The following is a 25632-nucleotide window of genomic DNA, read 5'->3' on the forward strand; positions in this document are numbered from 1 at the left end:
CATGTTTCTATTGTACCATGCTTATGTGTATTTGGAATTTCTCATTTTGGCTTGTACTATTTATATTCTAGCAACAGCCGTATCCAGATAAGCCTCCAATTTTGATCTCTTAATCATTCTTCGTGTACCATTCCATAACACCCAAGTACAATGTTCATCATTACTGAGAGCTCGCAGTTTATTGATCCCGATTCCCGTATATCCCGCAGCTTCTTCTAAAGTTAATAAACATTTTTTTGAAATATCCACTTCATTCTTCACTTCCTATATTGTCAAGCCCTAAAGTATTGATTTTGTGGGCTTTTTCTTTAAATATTACCTCTCAAAACAGAGCTAAAGGTGTACGACAGTCATCGTACTCTGATTTACAAGATTCATAAGTAACATATCTGAAAATTCATCTGCTGAAGAAATAAGTGTCTCATATATATGTAAACATGTCTTTAGCTTTGAATTCACCTCGACTTCTTTGTTACCATATAACTCTTTATACTGTTGCAACTCAATGTAAATTTTCTTAATAAATTTATCTTTTATTCTCATGCACCATCACAATCCTATTCATAATCTACCTTCATATATTTATGCAGTCAAAAGCTGATAAGCCTTATCAATCATAGGATTACCCTCATATGTTCGCATAAAAAGATTTTCATTATAATTTTTTGACCTTCTTATCGGATTAGCATGAGTTGCAAAATCGGATACTGCATTAATAAATCGATATGCATTATTTCCAAGCTGTGAAAGATCTGGAGCATCATAATACCGCATTCTCATATCTTCTCGAAGCTTTTTTATATTTCTTACAGTAACAGAACTTGCTTTCCGATCTATCGGAAGCAGCATCTCTATATATTCCTCCACCTGCTGATCAGTTATCCTGTGTTCACGCATATTATCAAACTCATTACCAAGAGCTTCCATATACTCATCAGCCATAAACAAAGTGTGTTTTGCCTCATCAATTTTGCCCTTAATGTCTCCGGTATGAACCATACTGAAACATCTATTTGCTGTATTTAGTGCCAAATTCAATGTATTATTGCAGACAACTCTCACTGGCGTTATTGCAACCTTTACAGCTCCTGAACCATCATGAGTATTGCTAAATACAAGATATGGGGTTATTCTTTCTCCAGACATGATATATTCCCTTGGAAGTCTTGCCAAAATCCATACCTTCTTACCACCTTGAAGTGATCCGGCAGTCTCATACTTTACGCCTTCTCCCAACAAATTATCAGTAAACGCAAAAGCCTCTGTATTCTGAACAACTTTATACCTGTCTGTTACCACTCCAAGTACAGAATCATCAGATTCTCTTATATTTGCCTTATACCCTTCAACCAGTCCAGAATCTGTAAACAACGGTTTCTGTACTACCCTCCAATCAAGTCTTGCAAGTCTCAATGCATCCTTTGATGATGGAGCATCCTCTACTATAACCCCAAGGCCATGCCAAGGTTTTTCTCTTACACTAAACATTGTTTCTACATTTGCTGCCATATTATTTTTTTCTCCTTTCGCATTTTTCTTCATCTGTATTCTTTTCGTCTCTCTCACGCAACTCATTCCAAATTACGACTATTGTAGACAAAATTGAAATAATAATCTTCTGCATGTAATTCTTCTCCTTATGATTGTTTTTCGTCCTCATCACTATCCAGTTTTATAGCCTCCTCAACAAGTCTAAGTACCTCACTATATACGCATTCAAATACTGCCAGAGTATCTCCTGTAATCGGTGGTACTCCCGGACATTCTAAAAGCTGGCACATACTCTTCATTCCATTGAGAAGCTGATATGCCTGTTCCAGCAAATCTCTACGCTGCATTTTCACACACTCACCCCCTTCCTTGAAAATGAGCATAGAAAAAGAGAGATGAAAATACAACTTCACCTCTCTTTAAAATAAAATTATGTAATTACCTAAGATTTTCCACTGAGTACTGTTTCCTCTAGAAACACAATCACTCCCTGAAGCACAGCAAGTCCTATAGCTGCTATCGTATGCTTATTTATGTCACATCGACCTCCTTATCATATAGATGATATATAAACAGGAAGTGAGATATTACGGATGAATTACTCCTTTACAGTATCCAAATTCTGTAAAACAAAATCCACATCCCTTGTATTTTGATTTATCTCTTTTTTATTTACCGTATTTATTCCATCCTCTTTGTCAGATTTCAACACAAGTTTTATCTGACACATTTTATATAGCAAGCCAACCAGCATGATAAGATTTTCCGTCAACAGTTGCTCGGATTCATTAAATTCATTCCACTCTGTTTTCCTATCCGCGTTTACTATATCATTAAGAATTTTAAATCTTTTTTTATATTCATCATTAACCTTTTTCAAATTACTTTCAAAAACACTGGCTGATGCACACAAAAAATTAAAATAGGAAATAATTTTATTAGACTCCATTTCTGTCTTTTTTGCCTGTTGATAAGCTTCATCTGCTTTGTCAGATAATTTTGAACCTGTGACATTAAATATAACTCCTCCTACCAAAAGACCTATACCTAATGTTGCACCTCCAAGAACTGCTGTTCCAAGTGCCATACCGCCCCCTCCAGCCGCAATAGCTCCACCGCCAAGTGCTGCAAGAGTCGCATGAGTTGCAGCAACCCCACTAAGGGACGCAATGGCTGTTCCAGTTGAAGCTGTTCCAAGTGCCATTACTGCTGATGTAGTTGCTCCAGCTGCTGCAAAGCCCCCAGCTGTTCCGATCGCTGCTCCACCAAGTCCACCTATCAATATTCCTGCACCAGTAGAAATTTTTTTCAATTCCTCTCCCTGATATTTAGGAAGTTTTATTCCCTCTTTTTGATATGTTTTAAATACAGGTCTGTTTTGAATCTTTTCAATCAAATCAGTAAATTCACCGAAACTCTGTAGTATAGATAGCTCCTGTTCACCAATTCTATCCATCATAGCAGCTGTTTCTCTATTCCTTTTCTCCAAATTTACAATAGCACGCTTTTGCCTTTTTTCCGCCATCTTCATGGTATCATTTGCTTTCTTCATCTTGACTCCACCATGAATGCTCGATCCAATGCCCCCAAGTGCTGCGGCTGCCGCTAAGCCCCCAATAATAAACGGTAATGGCATAACGCTTAATCCCCCCTTCAATAGTTTACATGCACTGTAATTTAAATCATAATATTCTTTTTTTGTATATACCTTCTTAAAATATAATTCTGAACAATTAGGATTTCTGCAACAGCGATCATATATATCACATTAAGACACTATTCAAACACCAAATGATTTGAACGATTTTTCATGAATTCATCAAAATCACCCTTCCATGCCTTTTTTACTCCTAACTGCTTAAAAGACAAATCCAATACCATATTCAGAGTTTCTTCGTCTGATGTCTTATCTAGCAATCGGCAATACTCTGTATAATTTTCGACCTCTCGTCTATAAGCCTCAACATCTATTTTTTCCAGTTCCACAAGATATACAAGAATTGCTTCATTTACACGCTTAAAAGCCTCCAATTCTTTCTGTAATGCATCTTTTATCCCCAACCTGATACATATTTCTTTTAAAACCAATGATACGAACCTGAACCATGCTATTATGTTCAGCCTCGTAAACATGATAAGAAAATTTCCACCAGATCTGATTGCCGCATCCGCACCATCCATTACACACAAAGTTCCATTACCCAAAAGAATCATTACTCTAAGTTCTGCATGATCGGTTGTAGGAATACATTCCCTCAATGGTTTTTCATATTGAAAATATCTTCGTAATGCCCACATCAGCCTAATACTCAACTCTGTGATAATTATTGGAATTATCGTTGTCAAACCAAATCTAAAATCATAGCCTTCCTGAAATGCCCTTATTGCAATAATTGCTAAATCTTGTTTATCTTTTTTAACAGAAAATTTCCCAAATTTACAAAACTGGAAAATTTCGTAAAATGGCAATGCAACACCTGCTCCTCTTCCCGTATTTCCTCTGCTTCCCGAACTGCCAGCTATATCGGACATAATATGTCCAAACCAATTTGCAATTCCACTAAAAATTTTCGCAATAAAATTTTTACCTTGCAGTTCAAATGTGTCTGTAGAAATCGTTATCAACTGTCCATCGGCAATAAATGATGAGGTAGATGTAAACTGATTAAGAATAGAAAAAAATAAACCAACAATATCAGGCGAATGTGAAAGTGACATCAAATGATGGTTTTTAATATTCATATTAAAAAGATTCCCAACATCCGCTGTGTGTCTCTGATCATAATTCACTTTAAATTTTTTTTCCAAAAAACCTATTGCACTAGAAACACTATTTTTTTGTTCATCCTTAGGAGCCCATCCAACAGTCTTTGCAAATCCTTTTACTGTTTTATCAACCTGTTCATCTGACCATTTTTCTAGCGCACTATTTCCAGGAGAACCCACAAGAAATATATCTATGACACCTCCGATTACTCCGCAGCCTACAGCCATAAGATAATCATATTTATCACATTTATCCGCTGTTCTTAATAGTTCAGTCTTTCCTTGACTATCCTGTACGAATACCTTACCTGCTTCATCCTCCATAATGCTTGTCCTCACTGATAAGTTAGCTTTTCTATAAATTTTCTCTTTCTATGATCATAATACCACATTTGAAGGACACATTCTGTCCAATTTCTGATATTTTATTACTCAGACTTGTTCCCGCTATCAAATAATTTGAAAATAGAATTTGCCAAATCCATACCTTTATTAAATGTATCTGAAAGTTGCTGAACTCCATTATTCAAACTGTCGATTGAAGAATTAATATCGTTTATTTTAGTTTCAAAATTCTCACCTTCAATCTGTGAAAGACCGCTTAATAACTCCAACAATGCCTGTCTGTTATATGCACTTCCAAAAACAGCACTTGGAACGGTTCCATTATCCGAAATCTGCCTGTATGTCACACTTCCTTTTTTTTCAAGCATACCATTATCGTAATATAATTTATGTGGAGTAAAAAGCATTCCTTTTTTTCCATTTCCAGATACTGAAATATCAATCAATCCCAAAACATCCTCATACTGCACCGCACCTGCATAGTTGGAACATGCGTTTCTAACCAGCTGTTTAGGTATATTTCCATAAGAATATGCATTCCAATTTCCTGCTGCATTTTTGATATATTTTTTTATAAGTCCTATTTTTCTTTCTCTTTTGCCCATTTCTTTCTCCCACTTTATATTTATTCTGTGTACCGTAATGTAAATTCATTTTTTAGAAAACATCTAAAATATCATTTTTATTATTCCTAATAAGATCAGGAATAAAACGATTCCTACAATTACTCCAACCACTCGTGGAACTCCGATTATTATAATACCAGTTGCCACTAATCCACTTACTATAACTGCCCCGATAATGGCTACAACAATAAGTCCTATAAAAATAACTCTAATAAATTTTAAAACCCAAGCCAATTTTTCAAAAAATTCAAACATATTTAATTTCCTCTGTATTTGTCTTATATTTGTAAACACGCTGTATATTATTTTAATCTGGAAATTATTAAATTTTCTACTCGAGCAGTATGTTTAAGATTGATTGAGCATTTTCCATCTTCTTTAATAATTGTCCACATTCTTCCCTAGATCGCTTTGCAATAACATCCATATTAGTTCCGTTTCTGCTCATTTTTAAAAGATTCACGTATCTAAAATGAAAACTTTTGCAAGCTGATACCAAAGACATTTTTTTATCCCATCCATAATAATACTGTTCAGCAATATGATCTATTCCCTCTATATTATCGTAAAAAGAATAAAAATCATCTGGAAGTTTCACCTCTTCATCCTCCCTAAAAACTGATACGTCAAAAAATAGCTCCTCATCCTTTATACACCTGCTTGCTAGAGATCCAATTCCACAAACAAATGACACCTCAAACAAAAATTCAAAATCATCAGTAGAATCCTTATTGTCCACTACGGAAATATATGTCTTCAGATTCTTAATTGTCTTCCCAACAAATTCTTTATATTCTTCAGCTAAAACAAGTATTTCTTCCGGCATATCAATTTTTTGTATTAATTGATTTATTTCTTCTTCAATTCCATTAATCGAATACCATGCTTCATTACATATTGAAGCTAAATCTTCTGCATCTTCCTGAAGTTCCCTGCTAACTAGAATAATCTCATGTTCATCATTGCAGCCTTTAATTTTCAGACAACTTTTATATGCCTTCTCGGAAAAAACCTCAAATGCCTCCATCAGACTAACTTCTTCATCCCAATCCTCAGGCTGCATTTCATCTAAAAAATCACTAATCGTACTTAATGATTCATGAACACTTTCAAAATCTTCATTCGCCTTTTCCTCAAACAACTCTTCAAGTATTTTCTTATTTCCATCATATACACATGCAATTCTTACAAGGTTAAAAAAAGCATCTGTCATCAAATCAAAATTCTCATTATCATCCTCTGTCAATACATTGTCACTCAGAGCATCCCAAGCAATTTGAACAAAATCAGAAAATGACTTTATCTGTTCCTTCATCTGCAAAGCAGATTCTTTATCATTCATTCCCCGTTCCTCCAGTTTTCTATAAATATAAAATTTTCACTTTTCCCCATTAATATAAACCATATCTCTAATTCTAAATTACTCTTTTCTATTAAGGATAATAGTTATAGAGTTAAATGTCAATCTCTATAAATGTAATTCAATCTCAAAAACTTTGATAGTCTATCTCTATAAAGAATTAATAGGAGGCTTCCATATATGGCAAATACACATGACTCTTATGAGTACCCTGTTGGAGACAGACTACGCTTTTTCCGTGAACAAAAGCAGATATCTACCAACAAACTTGCCAACCTTGCAGGAATTAGCCAAAGTTATGTACGTGATATCGAAATGGGTAATAAAAATCCAACAATAGAAATTATTTTCCAATTATGCAGGACACTTGATATTTCGTTAAAGGATTTTTTTGATGATGACAACAACCTTCTAAGTGAAGATCCTTTGATAGCCAGAATATATAGACTCAATCCAGCCCAGAGAGAGGCATTACTTACTTTCTTAAATACGATAGACTAATATATTTATTTCAGAATAAAAAAATAAAAGCTGAATCTGTCAAAACCAATGACAAATTCAGCTTTTTGTATTTATACAGGAAACATTATAACAGCTCTTACATGTAACTCTGTATACATCTTCATTTTTTCAATAATTATTGGTACAAAATTGGTACAAACTCTCGAAAATTGGTACAAAACCAATGATTAAGTTTTACTGTTTTTTGACCTTAGTACAGCTTCGCACCAGCCGGGATATGGTTATCAACCATGAGCAGATGAAGCTCTTCATCCTCAGAATCCTTCAGGTTATTTACTGCACTGAGCAGCATACCACAGGATTCGATTCCCATCATTTTTCGTGGCGGCAGGTTTGTGATTGCGATCAGGGTCTTGCCTACCAGTTCTTCTGGCTCGTAGTAAGCGTGGATTCCGGAAAGGATGGTACGGTCTGTGCCTGTTCCGTCGTCCAGTGTGAACTGAAGGAGCTTCTTGCTCTTCGGAACTGCAACACACTCTTTAACCTTCACTGCACGGAAGTCAGATTTGCTGAATGTATCGAAATCAACATCTTCTTCAAACAGTGGCTCAACCTTTACATTGGAGAAATTAATCTTCTCATTTGGTGTGAAGAATCCGTTGTTGTCGTTTGCCTGAGCTTCTTCTGTGGAAGTGCTATTTTTTGACTTCTCTGAATTCTTGTCTGCATCCAGTGACTTCATTGTCGGGAAGAGCAGTACATCACGAATTGCCTGGCTGTCTGTCAGAAGCATTACCAGACGGTCGATTCCGTATCCGATACCACCTGTAGGCGGCATACCAATCTCCAGTGCGTTCAGGAAGTCTTCATCTGTGTGGTTAGCTTCCTCGTCACCGGCATCTGCAAGAGCATCCTGTGCTTTGAAACGCTCTCTCTGATCGATCGGGTCGTTCAGCTCAGAATATGCGTTACACATTTCCCATGTATTGATGAAGAGCTCGAAACGCTCTACCTTAGTCGGGTCAGAAGGTTTCTTCTTTGTCAGAGGAGAAATCTCGATCGGGTGATCCATGATGAATGTCGGCTGGATCAGCTCTTTCTCACAGTATTCCTCGAAGAAGAGGTTTACGATATCGCCCTTCTTGTGACGCTCCTCATATTCAATATGATGCTCATCAGCAAGCTTCTTGGCTGCTGCATCGTCTTCAACCTGATCAAAATCAACTCCTGCATATTTCTTGATAGCATCGTTCATTGTAAGACGCTCGAAAGGCTTGCCAAGATCGATCTCGATACCATTGTAGGAGATCTTGCTGGATCCGCAGACCTTCTCTGCAAGATAACGGAACATGGACTCTGTCAGTTCCATCATTCCTTCATAATCTGTATATGCCTGATAAAGCTCCATCAGAGTGAACTCCGGATTGTGACGGGTATCAACACCCTCATTACGGAATACACGGCCGATCTCATAAACTCTCTCAAGTCCGCCAACGATCAGTCTCTTCAGATAAAGCTCAAGAGAAATACGAAGCTTAACATCCTCGTTCAGTGCATTGTAATGTGTCTCGAACGGTCTTGCGGCTGCACCACCTGCATTGGAAACCAGCATTGGTGTCTCCACTTCCATAAAGTCGCGTCCTGCAAGGAAGTTACGGATTTCTTTCAGGATCTGGGAACGCTTGATAAATACGTTCTTGCTGTCCTGATTCATGATAAGGTCTACGTATCTCTGACGATAACGTGTATCTGTATCTGTCAGTCCGTGGAACTTCTCCGGAAGGATCTGTAAGCTCTTGGAAAGAAGAGTCATCTTTTCTGCATGGATAGAGATCTCACCTGTTCTTGTTCTGAAAGCAAAACCTTCCAGACCAAAGATATCACCGATATCGGATTTCTTGAAATCTGCATAAGCGTCTGTTCCGATCGCATCTCTTGCTACATATACCTGAATGCTGCCCTGTAAATCCTGGATATTGCAGAAAGAAGCTTTTCCCATTACACGCTTGAACATCATACGTCCTGCGATCGCTACATGGATCGGGCTTGCGTCCATGATGCTTCTTCTTTCTTCATAATCCTTCTTCTGGGCTTCTTTAGCCTGTTCTTCGTCAAGACCTGTTACATCAAGCTCCTTGCGGTCCTTGAGAAGCTCTGCCTCATGCTCTTCATAAAGCTTCTTCACTTCAAGGGAATGATGTGTCTGATCAAATTTTGTGATCTGAAACGGGTCCCTGCCATTTGCCTGAAGGTCTGCCAGTTTCTCACGGCGTACCTTAAGCAGCTGGTTTACATCCTGCTTCTTCTGCTCTGCCACCTCTTGGCCTCCTTAATCTATTCGTCAGGCGGATATTTCGGATCCGCCGGGTATGTTTTTTTATACGTTTCTCTGGATCTCAAGAACTTTGTACTGTACGATTCCTGTCGGGAGCTCAACATCAACAACATCGTTGGTGTGTGCACCGATCAGAGCCTTACCTACCGGAGACTCATTGGAGATCTTGCCCTCAAGGCTGTTTGCCTCTGTGGAACCTACGATCTTCAGCTCCATGTCCTCATCAAACTCGCAATCATGAACCTTAACCTTGCAGCCTACGCTGATTCTGTCAAGATCTACTTCATCCTCTACTACAACCTCGGCATTCTTGAGGATCTTCTCGATCTCCTCGATACGTGCCTCGATATCTCTCTGCTCGTCTTTTGCTGCATCGTACTCAGCGTTCTCAGAAAGGTCACCCTGCTCTCTGGCCTCTTTGATCTTTCCTGCAACTTCTTTTCTTTTAACTACTTTAAGATCATGCAGCTCGTCTTCCAGTTTTCTAAGTCCTGCGTATGTGAGTAAGTTCTTCTTTGCTTCTTCCATTCTGCCTTACTTCCTTTCAAAACCGTGCTGTTTATCTATGAAAAATACAGCTTCGGATATTTCTGTTACTGTTGTTCCCAGAGGGCTTTTTCCCAAAAAAGGGTAGAAAAGTCTTAGGATATTCACAATTCCTGTATTATACCGAAAAGCCCCTTTATTGTCAAGCATTCCGCGTCGAAAAACGCACTCCTCAAGTGCAGAAAAAGCCGCAGAAAATTCGCGATTTTCCCACGGCTTTTTTGTAAATATTTCCGATGTTCAGATTCCCATATTTCTCATCGTTCCAGAAGCATATCTGTAAGCTTTTTCAGTTCTTCATAGCTGGCAATATTGTTGGACTCTCTCCGGATTCCTGCACTGTGACGCATGCCTGCGGTATACCAGGCAACGTGCTTTCGCATTTCCCGGATTCCGATGTATTCACCCTTGATCTCGATCTGGTTTCGTGCATGGCGCAAGATCATCTCACAAACCTCCTCCACGGATGGCTTCGGAAGCTTTTCCCCGGTAAGGAAATAGTGGTTCAGTTCCCGGAATATCCATGGATTCCCACGGACTGCGCGGCCGATCATCACCGCATCACAGCCGGTTTCTTTCAACATCGCTTCCGCACTTTCCGGGGAAACGATATCACCGTTTCCGATCACCGGGATCGTTACCGCTTCCTTCACTCTGCGGATAGCTTCCCAGTCTGCCTGGCCGGAATAGTACTGCTGCCTTGTTCTTCCGTGAACTGCGATCGCTGCCGCTCCTGCATCCTCCACACGTTTTGCGATCTCCACCACATCCACCGGTGTATTTTCATCAAAGCCGATGCGGACCTTTACAGATACAGGCTTGGACACTGCACCGGAAACACTTCGCACGATCTGTTCGATCAGTTTCGGATCTTTCAGAAGCGCGGAACCTTCTCCGTTATTTACCACCTTCGGTACCGGGCATCCCATGTTGATATCAAGAATGTCAAAAGGACGCTCCTCGATGCTTTTTGCCACCTCTGCCATCAGCTCTGGCTCATTGCCAAAAAGCTGCATGGATACCGGATGCTCCACGGGATCGATCTCCATCAGTGCTTCGGTGTTTTTGTTATGGTAGGAAATGGCTTTTGCACTGACCATCTCCATGCAGATCAGTCCTGCTCCCTGTTCTTTGCAAAGCTTCCGGAAAGCCAGATCTGTCACCCCGGCCATCGGTGCAAGCACAAAAGGATTCTCGATCTTTACATCTCCAATGTTCCACTGCATCTTCATGGATCAGTCCTCAACTGCATCTGCTTTTTTCTGCAGTTCCTCATCCGGAATATCTCCCAGGAAAAATACCTTGTAATACATTTCCAGAGACTCCAGAAGCTCTTTTTTATCACGCTGAAGCTCTTTGATCTTCAGTGCGCTTCCGATTTCATCGAAACGGGCGTCTGCTTCCAGGGCTTCTGTCTTGAACTGCAGGTTTCCGTCTTCGTCAAATTCCAGTGTCAGGATTCCGCCTACGTCCTCTGTAAAAAGCACGCACATGATCTGCAGCTCCTGTTTTACAGCCTCCGGAAGAGATGCAAAATCCTGATTAAAATAATACTTCTGCTCATAAGAGCTTGCTCCGCAGAGCACAATGTTATCCTGATACATAAAAACTCCTTTATTCTATATCTTACACGTAACTGTACAGGCCACGCACCGAAACCTCGCCGGAATTTACTTCCGCAACAGTTCCGTCTGCCTTCTCAACAAGAAGCTCGCCACCCGGATTAATTCCTCTCGCAATCCCCTCATAAGGGTTGTTCTGATCCAGCACACGCACCGGCTGATCCAGATTTGCAAGCAGCTTCTCATAATCGGCTTTCAGCCCGCCAAGGTCTTCTGTCTGTACAAAGCTCTCATAGTTTTTCTCAAAATGTCTCATCACAAGTCCCAGTACCTGCGCTCTGTCAAAGGTATGTCCGCTCTCCAGATACAGCGAGGTTGCTTTGTCCGCCATCTCTTCCGGAAAGCTGTCCATATTTACATTAATTCCCACACCGATGACTGCACAGCCGATCTTATCCTGCTTCATCGTCATTTCTGTAAGAATGCCGCAGATTTTTTTGCGGGAAACAACTACATCATTGGGCCATTTGATTCCTACATCCAGACCAAGGTCCGCAACCGCCTGTGCAACGGAAAGTCCCATGACAAGTGTGAGCATCGGTGCTTTCACCGGGGAAAATTCCGGACAGAGAAGAATGCTCATGATCACAGAGCTGTCCGGCGGTGCGCTCCAGCGTCTTGAAAAACGTCCGCGCCCTGCGGACTGATACTCTGACACAAACAGTTCTCCATCCTGTGCGCCTTCTTTCCAAGCACGCTTCGCCCAGAGATTGGTAGAATCGATCTCTCTTGCAAAATGGACGGTTTTGCCCGCCCATTTTGTATGTGTTGCCTGTGAAATTATCTCTTCATTATATAACTCTGGCATTATTTCTCCGGCTCTCCCAATGTTGCAACGATCACAGCCTTGATAGTGTGCATACGGTTCTCGGCCTCATCAAATACTTTGGACTGCGGAGACTCGAATACCTCGTCTGTAACCTCCATGTCTGTAAGGTTGAAGCGCTCGCCCATCTCCTTACCGATCTTTGTCTTGAGATCATGGAAAGCTGGCAGACAGTGAAGGAAGATTGCCTTCTCGCCGGCGTTCTCCATTACATGTTTTGTTACTTTATATGGTGTCAGGTCATGGATACGCTCTGTCCATACTTCATCCGGCTCACCCATGGATACCCATACATCTGTGTAAACGATGTCTGCATCTTTTGTTCCGGCTTCCACATCTTCTGTGAGGGTAATTGTGGAACCTGCTTCCTTAGCCCACTGCTGGCACTGTGCTACCAGCTCATCATTCGGGAAGTATTTCTTATTGGTGCATGCCACGAAATCAAGGCCAAGCTTGGAGCATACGATCATCAGGGAGTTACCCATGTTGTAACGGGCATCGCCCATGTATACAAGCTTCAGACCTTTCAGTTTGCCGAAGTGCTCACGTACTGTCAGCATATCTGCAAGCATCTGTGTCGGATGATATTCATTAGTCAGACCATTCCATACCGGAACTCCTGCATGCTTTGCAAGCTCCTCAACGATATCCTGACCGAATCCACGGTACTCGATTCCTTCGTACATTCTTCCGAGAACTCTTGCTGTATCCGCAATGCTCTCTTTCTTTCCGATCTGGGAGCCTGTCGGATCAAGATATGTGGAACCCATTCCAAGATCATGTGCAGCCACCTCAAAAGAACAGCGTGTTCTTGTGCTTGTCTTTTCAAAAATCAGTGCAATGTTCTTGCCTCTGTAGTATTCATGAAGCTCTCCTGCTTTTTTCTTAGCTTTGAGATCTGCTGCCAGATCGATCATGTAGGTGATCTCTTCCGGTGTAAAGTCTTTCAGTGTCAGGAAATTTCTTCCTTTAAGATTCATAATAATATCCTCCTCATGGCTGCAGATTTATTTCTGCTCTGCCGGTTTATCTGTCATAATCTCCTTCAGGGATGTTGCCAGCCCTGCGATGCCCTGTATCTCGGACGGAATGATGATCTTGGTTGCTTTGCCGTCGGCAACCTTCGCAAGTGCCTCCAGGCTCTTCAGTGTAAGAACGGATTCGTCTGCGCCTGCGTCCTTGATCATGCGAAGTCCTTCCGCAGTTGCCTGCTGTACCTTAAGAACTGCCTGTGCCTGACCTTCTGCTTCTTTGATCATACGCTCTTTCTGTGCTTCTGCATGAAGGATAGCTGCCTGCTTCTCAGCCTCGGCATCCAGGATGGCGGACTGTTTTTTACCCTCTGCAACAAGAATGGTGGAACGCTTCTCACCTTCAGCTTTCAGGATGGCTTCTCGTCTCTCACGCTCTGCCTTCATCTGTTTCTCCATGGCATCCTGGATGGCTGCCGGAGGAATGATGTTCTTAAGTTCAACACGGTTGACCTTGATTCCCCATGGATCTGTGGCTACATCAAGAGAAGCTCTCATCTTGGTGTTGATCACCTCACGGGACGTCAGTGTCTCATCAAGCTCCATATCACCGATGATGTTACGTAAGGTTGTAGCAGAAAGGTTCTCGATCGCCATGATCGGATTCTCAACGCCGTATGCATAAAGCTTCGGATCTGTGATCTGGAAAAATACGACAGTATCGATCTGCATGGTTACATTATCCTTGGTGATCACCGGCTGCGGCGGAAAATCCACAACCTGCTCTTTTAAGTTTACTCTTCTTGCAACACGCTCAATAAACGGAACCTTGAAATGGATTCCTGTGCTCCAGGTAGCCTTGTAAGCTCCCAGGCGTTCCAGTACCACCGCATACGCCTGTGGCACGATACGGATGCAGGATGCCAGTACCCACAGTACAAGAACGATGACTACAAGCAAAACAACAACTCCACCCATAATTTAGCCCTCCTTGCTAATTTCTTTTACGATCAGCTTTACACCACGGATCTCCTCGATCTCGACTACCGCACCTGCAGGGATCTGCACAGAATCGTCCGCTGTACGGGCAGTCCATTCGATGTCATTGATCCGCACCTGCCCGGTCTGGGCCAGGTTGTTGACCGGCTGTATCACAACAGCCTTTTTTCCCAGAAGGCTCTCTGCATTGGTCTTCTCCACGCCCTTGTTCATGTAGCGGACCGCAAGAGGTCTGGTAAAGATCAGAAGCACCACGGAAACTCCGAAAAATAAAAGGAGCTGTATAACGATCCCCCCACCAAGCCACGATGCAATACACGCCACAAGAGCACCTCCTGCAAACCAGACAGTGGTAAGTCCTACCGTGATCGCTTCAATTACCAGTAACAGTGCCAGTATTCCAAGCCAGGCCAAAGGCGTCATAAAACCCCTCCTCTCTTTTTTGAAAAAAAGTTATCCTCTTCTCTGTCTTGCAGCCTCATACATCAGGATCCCCGATGCCATGGCAGCATTCAGAGACTCCACCTTGCCGCACATGGGAATTCGGATCAGACAGTCTGCTGCCTCTGCCGCCTGGTCTGTCAGACCTTTCCCTTCATTTCCGATAAAAAATGCTGTGCCGCCTTTATAGGATTCCTGATCGTAGGAATTCTCACCTTTCAGATGAGCTGCAAAACTGCGGATTCCTTTTTCCTTCAGCTTCTGTTCTAATGATACCACATCTTCCACATATAGAAAAGGCATTCTGTAAATAGAGCCCATGGTGGAACGGATCACCTTTGGATTTGTGATATCTACGCAGGTTTTTGTGAGGAAAACGCCGCTCACACCGGCTCCCTCTCCGGTCCGGAGGATCGTTCCGGCATTTCCCGGATCCTGCAGATCTTCAAGAACCATAACCAGAGGATTTTTTCCTGCAAGCACATCCTCCTCGCTCCAGGACGGAAGCTTCAGAACGGTCAGAATTCCCTGTGGTGTTTTTGTATCGCACATCTGGCGGAACACGGAATCCTTCACGATCTCATAAGCATATTTTTCCACCTGTGCCATCAGCTCTCCATCCTGGGAAAACGTCTCAGAAACAAACACCTGTGAAACCCATGCTTCCGGTGCTTCCAGAAACATTTTTCTGCCTTCTGCCACAAAAAGTCCCTGTTCTCTTCTTGCCTTCGCTTTCTGGTTCAGCTGCATCACGTTTTTAATTTTTGCATTTGATACACTGGTTATCATATTTTTTCCTCAATTCACATATTTCTTGCCTGTTTTATTCATTCCGCATAAACGCCGGTTCTGCATTGAGATCCCTGTTTTTTCCGATGGCGATCACAGAACAGTTTGCAGGAAGCGGCTCGGATGGATTCAGGTCCACGGTAACGTTTTCGCCCTGCTTGATGCCGATGATATTGATGTGAAAACGATCTCTCACATTCAGCTCCATGAGGCTTTTTCCAACCCAGTTATCCGGAATGGTAAATTCTGCCATACTAAATTCCGCAGAAAGCTCAAATACATCCAGATATCCGCCGGACAGAAGATTTCTGGCAACACGAAGTCCCATAGCCTGTTCCGGATAGATGATCTTATCTGCACCGATCTTGTCAAGGATTCTCCCATGAAGGGAATTCATGCTTTTTGCAACAACGAACGGTACTCCCAGATCCTTAGCCTGCATGGTTGCGGAAATGCTGGCTTCCAGATTCTCCGCTACGGCAATGATCGCCACATCCACGTTCTGGACGCCCAGAGCTTTCAGGATTCCCGGTTCCCGGACATCGGCTTTCACCGCATAGGTTACTTTTTCGGAAATCTCTTCGATATTTTCTTCTTTGTCGTCGATGGCAAGAACATCACAGTCCGACTCTGCAAGTGTTACAGCCAGAGTCATTCCGAACTGTCCAAGTCCGATCACAGCAAAAGATTTGTTTTTCATTGTATTCTCCTGTTTAACCGATCATGATATCTTCTTCGCCAAGATGCGTATTGCTTCCCGGCCTGTTTCGCACCTTTACCACAACTGCAGTTCCTAAAGTCAGAGGTCCGATCCGGCCCAGATACATGGTCAGGATCACGATCCATTTACCTGCGGTATTCAGCTGTGGTGTCAGTCCTCTGGAAAGTCCTACAGTCGCCACTGCCGAAGTGATCTCATATAAAATATCTGCCAGATCTACTCCCGGCATTACTGCCGACAGGAGAACCGACATGGCAAAAAGAATCAGCATACTGGTTCCCGCAACGACCATCGCCGAGCGGAGATAGCTCTCGCGGATCCTCCGGCCGTATACCTCGACATCTTTTTTTCCCTGAAGATATGCTGCAATGGAAAGGAGCAGCACTGCGATCGTTGTAGTTTTCACACCACCGGCTGTACCCATGGGAGAACCTCCGATGAACATCCACAGCAGTGAAATAATCACTGTCGGAGTCGCTAACAGCGACTGATCAATGGTATAAAAGCCTGCGGTACGTGTAGTCACTGACTGAAACAAGGAAGCCATTATCCCCGTCCCCAATGGCATGCCTTTCAGTGTGCGTGGATTTCCTGATTCAAAAATGAATACCAGCGCTGCTCCTGCAATAATCAGAATTCCGGTCATGGTAAGGACCAGTTTGCTCTGAAGGCGCAGCACCCGGAAAAAGCGGGAGGGGGAAAGCTCTTTTCGTATGATCTTCCGGAATTTGTCCCAAAGATCCCACCAGACAATGAACCCAAGCCCTGATACGATTATAAGTCCTATAGTAGTAAGATTCACCAGCGGATTACTTATATAAGCCGCAAGACTTGTCTCCCCAAAAAGATCAATGCCTGCGTTACAGAATGCAGATACTGCCAGAAATACCGCATGTATCAGTCCTGTTTTCCATCCAAATTCCGGTACAAAACAGATCGCATACAGGACTGCTCCTATAGCTTCCGCAAGGAATACACATTTCACTACGCTTCGGACTACCGGCACCACACCGCCCATCTCATCCAGATTATAGGATTCCTTGATGATGCGTCGGTTCTTGAGGGATATCTTCCGCCGGAGACTGATGAATATCATGTTTGCCAGTGCGATCAGTCCAATTCCGCCGACCTGTATCAGGCACAATATGACTGCCTTTCCAATAGCGCTCCACTGTGTTGCCATAACTACTGTGGAGAGCCCTGTCACGCACACACTGGTTGCCGCCGTAAAAACAGCATCCGGGAAGGTAACAGCCTGCCCGGGTGCACTGCAGAACGGCAGCCATAAAATAAATCCGCCTACAAAAATCACCCCCGCAAAGCCGAGGGCAATTATTTGTGACGTATTCAGTTTATGCAATCCGTCTGAAACTTTTTTTAAGTTCATAAATGTTTTTATTTTCTGTAATTATGAGAAAGTGAATTGCAGACTTCCCACATGTAGGAGTCTACATTCTTCTGCATTGCAAGAGCCTCATTGATGTCGAAATCAACGAACTCACCGTGACGGTATCCAACAACACGGCTGCGTTTTCCGGCAACAAGAAGATCTACTGCAAGAGCACCCATCATAGACGCATATACGCGGTCTTTACATGTTGGGCTTCCACCACGCTGCATGTGACCAAGGATCGTTGCACGTGTCTCGATACCTGTTGCAGCCTCGATACGTTTCGCCATAGCCTCTGAATGGCCGATACCCTCAGCATTTACGATGATGTGGTGTTTCTTACCTTTCTTACGGCTCTCTACGATATTGTCAATAAGCTTCTGCTCGTCATAATCATATTTCTCCGGGATCAGAATATCCTCTGCACCGTTGGCGATACCGCACCATACAGCAAGGTATCCGGCGTTACGTCCCATAACCTCAATGATACTGCATCTCTCATGAGATGTAGATGTATCACGTACTTTGTCGATAGCTTCCATAGCTGTATTTACAGCTGTATCGAAACCGATCGTATACTCAGTACATGCGATATCAAGGTCAATCGTTCCCGGCAGGCCAATGGTATTGATTCCAAGGTTCGCAAGTTTCTGAGCACCTGCGAAGGAACCATCTCCACCGATAACAACAAGGCCGTCGATTCCATGTTTTCTGCAGATTTCTGCAGCCTGCTGCTGTCCTTCCTCTGTTCTCATCTCTGCACATCTGGCAGTGTAAAGAATTGTTCCGCCTCGTTCAATCGTATCGGAAACATCTTTTGCTGTCATGTCCCTGATCTCTTCATTTAAGAGACCGCTGTATCCTTTATAGATTCCCTTTACGTTCAGTCCGCTGCTTAATCCTCTTCTGACAACAGCACGGATTGCAGCATTCATTCCAGGTGCGTCACCGCCACTGGTCAAAACGCCGATCGTTTTGATTTTGTTCTCTGCCATATTGTTATCCTCCATCTTATGAAACAACCTATTGTAATACACATATTCGGATATAGTTTATAGCATTTTTATAAGTTTTTCAATACTCTCTCCACAATTTTAACATTGGAGTTTCCATATTTTTCACACATTTTATCCAGCCAGGAATCCTCTATACGAACCTGATATGCAGGTGGAAGCTTCTTCATTGCCTTGACATCTTTCAGATAAATTACCACAGTACTATTCCCTCTGGACTCCATCAGGTCATCCACCAGTCCGGTTTCTGCTTCTGCATAGGCTTCTCTGCTGTCAAACTGGATCCAGACTTCTCTTGGCATATCATCGAAGGAGCGCACTTTTTCCAGGATCAGCTTACTGGCTTTATCGTCCTCTGCGGAAACTCTTCCCTGGATAAAAAGACGGGCATCTTCGTTGAGGAACATCTGGCATTTTTCGTAATCTCTCGGAAATACAACAACCTCCACAGTGCCTACCAGATCTTCCAGGGTCAGAAATGCCATTACTTTATTATTCTTTGTATATTTTATGGTTTTATCCGTGATCATTCCACCAACGATCACTTTCTGATTATCATAAACCTCCGGAATTCCGGTCTCATCGTCCGGCTGGAAGTCTGATGTTTTCGCGGAGATCATTTTTTCCAGCATATTCCGGTAGCGTTCCAGAGGATGGCCGCTGAGATAGATTCCAAGAACTTCTTTTTCGAAGGTAAGGATGATGTCCTTCGGATATTCCGCGATCTGTGGCATACGGATCTCAAATTCTTTTTTATTTTCCTCAGATACAATGTCAAAAAGGCTCATCTGGCCTGCCATGGTATGCTTTTTGTCCTGGTTGATGCTGTCTATAATCTGCATATAAACGCTCATCTTCTGCTTGCGGTTTCCCTCCAGACAGTCCAGTGCTCCTGCTTTGATCAGATTCTCCACAACACGCTTGTTCAGCTGCCCGATGTTACGCTCCACAAAGTTTTTCAGGGAAGTGTATTCTCCGTTTTCCTCACGCTCCCGGACAATTCCCTCGATAACCGGACGTCCGATACTTTTGATCGCGGAAAGCGCATAGCGGATCGAGCCGTTATCAACGGAAAAACCATACATACCGCGGTTAATATCCGGCGGCAGGATCTGAATTCCCATCTGACGGCAGACAGAAATATATTCCGCAACCTTGGTGGGCATTTCCACAACGGAGGTCATCAGCGCAGCCATAAACTCTACAGGATAATAGTATTTCAGATATGCTGTCTGGTAGGAAACTACCGCATACGCTGCTGCATGAGATTTATTAAAAGCATATTTCGCAAAATCCGTCATCTCATCGTAGATCTTATTGGCGATCTCCTCGGAAATTCCGTTTGCGATACAGCCTGGAACTCCTTCATCTACATTTCCGTAAACGAAATTCTGGCGCTCCTTTGCCATAACGGAAGCTTTTTTCTTGGACATGGCACGGCGTACCAGGTCGCTTCGTCCCAGAGTGTATCCTGCAAGATCACGAACGATCTGCATAACCTGCTCCTGATATACGATACAGCCATAAGTAGGTTTCAGGATCGGCTCCATCTGTGGGCAGTCATAGCGGATGGTATCCGGGCGGTTCTTTCCGCGGATATACTGCGGAATGAAATCCATAGGACCCGGACGATACAGGGAAATTCCCGCGATCACATCCTCCAGACTCTGCGGCTTCAGCTCCTTCATGAAATTTTTCATCCCCGCACTCTCAAGCTGGAACACACCGTCAGAACGTCCGGTTCCAAGAGAGTCGAGCACTTTTTTGTCATTGTAATCGATCTTCTGCATGTCCAGAACAACGCCGGTATCCTTTTCCACCATTTTTACTGCGTTCTGGATAACGGTCAGGGTACGAAGACCAAGGAAATCCATTTTCAGAAGACCAAGCTCTTCCAGCGTTGTCATGGTGAACTGTGTAACGATAGAACCGTCCTGAGCCCTGGAAAGCGGCACATATTCGGATACATCCTTCTGGCTGATAACAACACCTGCCGCATGCATGGAAGTATGCCTCGGCAATCCCTCCAGGCGCTTTGCCAGATCGATCAGGCGGTGAACATCCTCCTGCTCCTGATAAGCCTTGCTCAGCTCCGGATTCATTTTCAGTGCTTTATCTATTGTGATGTTCAGCTCCTGCGGGATCATCTTGGCAATGGTGTCCACCTGGGCATACGGCATATCAAGAACACGTCCCACATCACGGATCACACCTCTCGCAGCCAGAGTACCAAAGGTAACGATCTGAACCACACAGTCATCTCCGTATTTCCGCCTTACGTAGTCAATAACCTCCTGCCTCCGTTCGAAGCAGAAGTCAACATCAATATCCGGCATGGATACTCGCTCCGGATTCAGGAAACGCTCGAACAGCAGATCATACCGGATCGGGTCCAGCTGCGTAATGCCAAGTGTATAGGCAACCAGGCTTCCTGCGGCAGAGCCTCGTCCCGGTCCGACCATAATATCATGATCCCTGGCATATTTGATAAAATCCCACACAATCAGAAAATAATCCACATATCCCATATTTTTGATCGTGGACAGCTCATAGTTCAGCCTCTTCGTAAGCTCTTCCGTTACCGGATGATACCTCTCTTCCAGCCCCTCATGGCAAAGCTTGTTCAGATATTCCCAGGAAGTAAGTCCGTCCGGAACATCATATTTCGGCAGCTTGGTCACACCGAATTCGATTTCTACATGGCAACGTTCTGCAATCTTGTGCGTATTTTCCAAGGCTTCCAGAGCATATGGGAAAAGTCTTGCCATTTCTTCCGGTGATTTCACATAATACTGACCGCCTTCATAGCGCATTCTGTTCTCATCCGTAAGCTTCTTTCCGGTCTGGAGGCAGAGGAGCACGTCGTGGGGCTCTGCGTCCTCAGCCATGGTATAATGTACATCATTGGTGGCAACCAGATCGATGCCGGTTTCTCTGTGCATGCGGAGAAGCTGCTGGTTTACTGTCTGCTGCTCCGGAATTCCGTGATCCTGCAGCTCCAGAAAGAAATTTCCTTTTCCGAAAATATCCTGATAGCGGAGCGCTGCGATCTTTGCATCCTCATACATACCACGGGCAAGGTACCTTGCAACCTCACCGGCCAGGCAGGCACTTAACGCAATGATTCCCTCGTGATATTTTTCCAGAAGCTCCAGATCTACTCGCGGCTTGTAATAGAAGCCTTCCACAAATCCCTTGGAAACGATTTTCATCAGATTGCTGTAGCCCTGATTATTTTCTGCCAGAAGAACCAGATGGTAATAACGGTCATCACCGCTTCCTACTTCTCTGTCAAAACGTGAGCCAGGTGCCACATATACCTCACAGCCCAAGATCGGATTAATCCCGGCTTCTCTTGCAGCCCTGTAAAAATCGATTACACCATACATAACGCCGTGGTCCGTGATCGCCGCACTGTCCATGCCCAGCTCTTTTACTCTGGCTACATATTCTTTGATCTTATTGGAACCATCCAGAAGACTGTATTCTGTATGGACATGTAAATGTGTAAACTCCAAATTTTTCTCTCCTTTGAATAAACAAGGCTCCGGATCCTACCCGCTCTGCACTTTTCTCGGAACGTGCCGGAGCGTGTCTGATCCGGAGCCGGTCAACACCTTGTTATTTTTTAATGTAGATCCTCTTGTCGCGGATCTCCACCTTGCCTTCTTTCATCAGATGTCCGACCGCACGCTTAAATGCGTTCTTGCTCAGACCGAACTCTCTCTTGATAACTTCCGGTGACGCATGATCATCGAACGGAAGCACTCCCGCAAATTCCTCGATCACACTGTATACACTTTCTGCATCCTCATTGATCTGAATATATGCCTTCTGACGGTCGCTGACGTTCATCTTGCCGTCTTCCTTCACCTCTGTGACACGAAGATCCAGAATCGCTCCCGGTCTGTACTTACCGGTTGCCTCTCTTGCAGGGATCAGTGCGGAATATTTGTCATCTACTGCCACAAAAACACCGAAATTTCCACTGATCTCATAGACACGGCCTTTCACCATATCTCCCGGTACATAAGGAGTTCTCGTGGAAAGATAATGGTACACCTTCATGGTGGCACAAAGTCTGCTGCTCTTGTCCACATAAAGAGCTACCAGGCACTCCTCGCCTTCGCGAACACGGTTGGTCTGCTCATGATACGGAAGAAGAAGATCCTTCTCCAGTCCCCAGTCAAGAAATGCACCGATTCTTGTGACCTGTTTCACCTTGAGGACTGCTGTCTGTCCAACCTGAAGCATTGGCTCCCTTGTGGTTGCGATCAGTCTGTCCTGGGAGTCCTTATAAATAAATACTTCGATCTCATCACCGACCCTGGTTCCCTCCGGGACCTGCTTGGAAGGAAGCAGTACACGCTCGTTCTGAGGTGCGTTTCTGTCCTCTCCCAGATATATTCCGAAATCTACGGTTTTTACAACCAGAAGTTTCTGTTTTTTACCTAATTCTATCATTACCTCTCCTGTTCCTTAATCTTATATATGATTGATTTGTTATGTTCTTATTACTTGTCTGTCCTGCATTATAACATAAGCCGATTATTATAGAAAGCACAAAAAAGGCAGCACAGGAAATTTCTTTCCGGTACTGCCTTTTATTCTCAGATTATCCAGTTGTTTACTCTGTCGGTTTCTCAACAGGCATAGGATTGTTCATCTTGATGATGAAAAGTACGATCAGCATCAGCACGATTCCAACCGGAAGCGCGATCCATGCTGTCTTAACAAAACCAGCAACAATATATGTCACGAAAGATACTGCTGCCGCTACGATCGCATACGGAAGCTGTGTGGAAACATGAGTCACATGGTCACACTGTGCTCCTGCTGAAGCCATGATCGTTGTATCGGAGATCGGTGAACAGTGGTCTCCGCATACAGCACCTGCCATACATGCAGACATGGAAATGATCATCATCTCAGGGCTGGATTTCTCGAATACAGCAACCACGATCGGAATCAGGATACCGAAAGTTCCCCAGGAGGTACCTGTCGCAAAAGCAAGTCCGCATCCAACCAGGAAAATAATCGCCGGAAGAATAACCTCGATTCCTCCTGCAACAGAGCGCATAGCCTCTTCTACGAACACTGCTGCGCCAAGTCCGTCTGTCATGGCCTTCAGAGTCCATGCAAAGGTCAGGATCATAATCGCCGGCACCATGGCCTTGAATCCGTCCGGAATACAGGACATGCAATCTCTGAAATTGATCACACGGCGGATCATATAAAAGATGATCGCAAACACAAGACCAAAAGCACTTCCCATTGCAAGACCAGTGGAAGCATCACTCTGTGAAAATGCAGTAACAAAATCTGTTCCGCTGAAAAATCCTCCTGTGTAGATCATGCTGATGATACAGCAGATAACAAGCACAAGGATCGGGATAACAAGATCGATAACTCTTCCCCGGGGATTTGGTGTTTCATCATCCGTTGCATTCTCATATGGTCTGGCAGCGGTTGTATAAAGATCTCCGTTCAGTGCATTGATCTCATGTGTTCTCATTGCACCGAATTCTGTTTTCATCAGTACCATTCCAACCATCATCACGATCGTAAGGATCGCATAAAAGTTATACGGAATCGTTCTTACAAAAATTGCCAGTCCGTCCTGTCCTTCTACGAATCCGCTGACTGCAGCAGCCCAGGATGAGATCGGTGCGATAATACATACCGGAGCAGCTGTTGCATCGATCAGATATGCAAATTTCGCTCTGGATACGTGATGTCTGTCTGTTACAGGACGCATAACGCTTCCTACTGTCAGGCAGTTGAAATAGTCATCAATAAAGATCAGGATACCAAGAATGATCGCTGCAAGTTCTGCACCTACACGTGTATGGATCTTCTGGCTGGCCCATCTTCCGAATGCGGCAGAGCCGCCGGCCTTGTTCATCATACACACCACTGATCCCAGGATTACCAGGAATATCAGGATACCTACATTGTAGCTGTCGGAAAGAACCTTGATGATTCCTCCCTCAAAAATCTGTGTTACAGTTCCTTCGAATTTAAATCCGGAATAAAGCAGTGCTCCTACTACAATTCCCACAAACAGAGAACTGTATACCTCTTTTGTGATCAACGCAAGAATGATCGCCACAAGAGGCGGAAGCAGTGCCCAGATTGTTGCATACAGAGCAGGCTGGTAAGTCTCCTCCGCATCTGCCGCCAGCACAGTCAGGGGACTTGCCAGCGCACCCATGAATGTCATTGCCATAACAGACAATGCTGTTCCTGCTTTTTTACTCATTTTTCTCCTCCCTTTTTCGGAGACAAAAAAACGGAGGCTGTCCCTTCTTAGAACACCTCCGGTTAAATAATCCCTATTCAACAGCTTACGATAGCGCTCCACATCCGTGACAGTACGACGCATATTCTGCGGCGTCCCAGTGCCCTGTCATCTGGCTTTCCAGAGCACTTCGGCGGAGTTTCCTTTCTTTATATAAACAGCCTGCCAGGGCCTCTCGTCTATAAATACTGATAAAATCCGCGCCTCTATCTTTTTATCTGTGACCGCTTCTCCTGTTACCGAAATCGCGATCTCCTTTTTTCTTTATACTGTAGCAGTTTCCTGCATAAATATCAAGTACTTTACATATATAAATAGCAGTCATACCAATTTTTATATTACTGTTCATTCAGAAGCCACTCTACCTCCACGCCCAGCACCTTCGCAAACACTCTCAGTTCATAATCTGCCACAAATCGCTCGCCGCCTTCGATCCTGCTGATACTGTCTCTCTCCAGCATCACACCCTCGACCTGCATTTTCGCAGCCAGTGCGGATTGTGACATCCGTTTCATATTTCTCATCTGACGTATTTTCTCTCCTGAAACGTTCTTTTTTCCCTGATAAGTGTAAATCTTCATACTGCCACCTGTTTTTCAAAATGTGTTAATGTTCTGCAATATTCTTG

Annotated in this window: 25 protein-coding genes and 1 riboswitch; of the genes, 1 reads left to right on the forward strand and 24 read right to left on the reverse strand. The window is 43.6% G+C overall.

From position 1 onward, the window contains the following. Positions 1–60 precede the first annotated feature (60 nt). The 8 genes from WMO28_RS13735 to WMO28_RS13770 all read right to left on the reverse strand — a co-directional run bounded on the left by WMO28_RS13735 (position 61) and on the right by WMO28_RS13770 (position 6570). Complete coding sequence (locus WMO28_RS13735; protein WP_349057333.1) at positions 61–261, reverse strand: excisionase; 201 nt, start codon at positions 259–261, stop codon at positions 61–63. Between the two features lie 321 nt (positions 262–582). Beyond that, on the reverse strand, positions 583–1509 hold the full coding sequence (locus WMO28_RS13740; RefSeq protein WP_349057334.1) for a DUF932 domain-containing protein: 927 nt from the start codon (positions 1507–1509) through the stop codon (positions 583–585). Positions 1510–1637: 128 nt separating this feature from the next. Next, entirely contained in the window at positions 1638–1844 is a 207-nt protein-coding gene (locus WMO28_RS13745) for a hypothetical protein (RefSeq protein ID WP_349057335.1), read from the reverse strand. Between the two features lie 245 nt (positions 1845–2089). Then, positions 2090–3127: a hypothetical protein gene (locus WMO28_RS13750; protein WP_349057336.1), complete on the reverse strand. Its 1038-nt coding sequence runs from the start codon at positions 3125–3127 to the stop codon at positions 2090–2092. 140 nt (positions 3128–3267) lie between these two features. Further along, entirely contained in the window at positions 3268–4581 is a 1314-nt protein-coding gene (locus WMO28_RS13755; RefSeq protein ID WP_349057337.1) for a hypothetical protein, read from the reverse strand. A 104-nt stretch (positions 4582–4685) separates the two neighbouring features. Continuing rightward, a complete protein-coding gene (locus tag WMO28_RS13760; RefSeq protein ID WP_349057338.1) occupies positions 4686–5207 on the reverse strand; it encodes a hypothetical protein in 522 nt (173 codons plus the stop codon). Positions 5208–5270: 63 nt separating this feature from the next. Next, on the reverse strand, positions 5271–5483 hold the full coding sequence (locus WMO28_RS13765) for a hypothetical protein (RefSeq protein WP_349057339.1): 213 nt from the start codon (positions 5481–5483) through the stop codon (positions 5271–5273). Positions 5484–5559: 76 nt separating this feature from the next. Further along, positions 5560–6570, reverse strand: coding sequence for a hypothetical protein (locus WMO28_RS13770; RefSeq protein ID WP_349057340.1), 1011 nt, complete (start codon positions 6568–6570; stop codon positions 5560–5562). A 198-nt stretch (positions 6571–6768) separates the two neighbouring features. On the opposite strand from WMO28_RS13770, the gene WMO28_RS13775 reads away from it, so the two are divergent. Then, complete coding sequence (locus tag WMO28_RS13775) at positions 6769–7089, forward strand: helix-turn-helix domain-containing protein (RefSeq protein ID WP_349057342.1); 321 nt, start codon at positions 6769–6771, stop codon at positions 7087–7089. 211 nt (positions 7090–7300) lie between these two features. Here the strand turns inward: WMO28_RS13775 and lysS are convergent, their stop codons facing one another. From lysS to WMO28_RS13855, 16 genes are all read right to left on the reverse strand, one after another. After that, on the reverse strand, positions 7301–9367 hold the full coding sequence (lysS, locus tag WMO28_RS13780; protein WP_349057344.1) for a lysine--tRNA ligase: 2067 nt from the start codon (positions 9365–9367) through the stop codon (positions 7301–7303). Positions 9368–9427: 60 nt separating this feature from the next. Next, positions 9428–9913, reverse strand: a complete 486-nt coding sequence (gene greA, locus WMO28_RS13785; protein ID WP_178641588.1) for a transcription elongation factor GreA — start codon at positions 9911–9913, stop codon at positions 9428–9430. A 275-nt stretch (positions 9914–10188) separates the two neighbouring features. Further along, a complete protein-coding gene (dusB, locus tag WMO28_RS13790) occupies positions 10189–11157 on the reverse strand; it encodes a tRNA dihydrouridine synthase DusB (protein ID WP_349057379.1) in 969 nt (322 codons plus the stop codon). A 9-nt stretch (positions 11158–11166) separates the two neighbouring features. After that, complete coding sequence (locus tag WMO28_RS13795; RefSeq protein ID WP_178641582.1) at positions 11167–11535, reverse strand: DUF6145 family protein; 369 nt, start codon at positions 11533–11535, stop codon at positions 11167–11169. Positions 11536–11557: 22 nt separating this feature from the next. Further along, positions 11558–12361: a biotin--[acetyl-CoA-carboxylase] ligase gene (locus tag WMO28_RS13800; RefSeq protein ID WP_349057345.1), complete on the reverse strand. Its 804-nt coding sequence runs from the start codon at positions 12359–12361 to the stop codon at positions 11558–11560. Further along, complete coding sequence (gene argF / locus WMO28_RS13805; protein ID WP_178641576.1) at positions 12361–13359, reverse strand: ornithine carbamoyltransferase; 999 nt, start codon at positions 13357–13359, stop codon at positions 12361–12363. Before argF ends, WMO28_RS13800 begins: the two co-directional genes overlap by 1 nt. Positions 13360–13386: 27 nt before the next feature. After that, positions 13387–14328: an SPFH domain-containing protein gene (locus WMO28_RS13810; RefSeq protein ID WP_178641573.1), complete on the reverse strand. Its 942-nt coding sequence runs from the start codon at positions 14326–14328 to the stop codon at positions 13387–13389. 3 nt (positions 14329–14331) lie between these two features. Beyond that, a complete protein-coding gene (locus tag WMO28_RS13815) occupies positions 14332–14772 on the reverse strand; it encodes an NfeD family protein (RefSeq protein WP_349057346.1) in 441 nt (146 codons plus the stop codon). A 30-nt stretch (positions 14773–14802) separates the two neighbouring features. Continuing rightward, entirely contained in the window at positions 14803–15579 is a 777-nt protein-coding gene (locus tag WMO28_RS13820) for an RNA methyltransferase (protein ID WP_178641567.1), read from the reverse strand. Positions 15580–15613: 34 nt separating this feature from the next. Further along, on the reverse strand, positions 15614–16279 hold the full coding sequence (locus tag WMO28_RS13825) for a potassium channel family protein (protein WP_349057347.1): 666 nt from the start codon (positions 16277–16279) through the stop codon (positions 15614–15616). Positions 16280–16292: 13 nt separating this feature from the next. Next, the gene (locus tag WMO28_RS13830; RefSeq protein WP_349057348.1) at positions 16293–17687 is read right to left on the reverse strand and encodes a TrkH family potassium uptake protein; all 1395 of its coding nucleotides are present in this window, start codon (positions 17685–17687) and stop codon (positions 16293–16295) included. 8 nt (positions 17688–17695) lie between these two features. Continuing rightward, a complete protein-coding gene (pfkA, locus tag WMO28_RS13835; RefSeq protein ID WP_059086454.1) occupies positions 17696–18685 on the reverse strand; it encodes a 6-phosphofructokinase in 990 nt (329 codons plus the stop codon). A gap of 68 nt (positions 18686–18753) precedes the next feature. Beyond that, the gene (locus WMO28_RS13840) at positions 18754–22221 is read right to left on the reverse strand and encodes a DNA polymerase III subunit alpha (protein WP_178641561.1); all 3468 of its coding nucleotides are present in this window, start codon (positions 22219–22221) and stop codon (positions 18754–18756) included. A 103-nt stretch (positions 22222–22324) separates the two neighbouring features. Next, a complete protein-coding gene (locus tag WMO28_RS13845) occupies positions 22325–23167 on the reverse strand; it encodes a CvfB family protein (RefSeq protein WP_349057350.1) in 843 nt (280 codons plus the stop codon). A 163-nt stretch (positions 23168–23330) separates the two neighbouring features. Next, entirely contained in the window at positions 23331–24965 is a 1635-nt protein-coding gene (locus tag WMO28_RS13850; protein ID WP_349057351.1) for a Na+/H+ antiporter NhaC family protein, read from the reverse strand. A gap of 83 nt (positions 24966–25048) precedes the next feature. Beyond that, a riboswitch (Lysine riboswitch) is annotated at positions 25049–25221 on the reverse strand. Positions 25222–25342: 121 nt separating this feature from the next. Continuing rightward, entirely contained in the window at positions 25343–25585 is a 243-nt protein-coding gene (locus WMO28_RS13855; RefSeq protein WP_178641553.1) for a helix-turn-helix domain-containing protein, read from the reverse strand. Positions 25586–25632: the final 47 nt, after the last annotated feature.

The organism is Blautia aquisgranensis (genome assembly GCF_040096615.1).
Taxonomy (GTDB): domain Bacteria; phylum Bacillota; class Clostridia; order Lachnospirales; family Lachnospiraceae; genus Blautia_A; species Blautia_A aquisgranensis.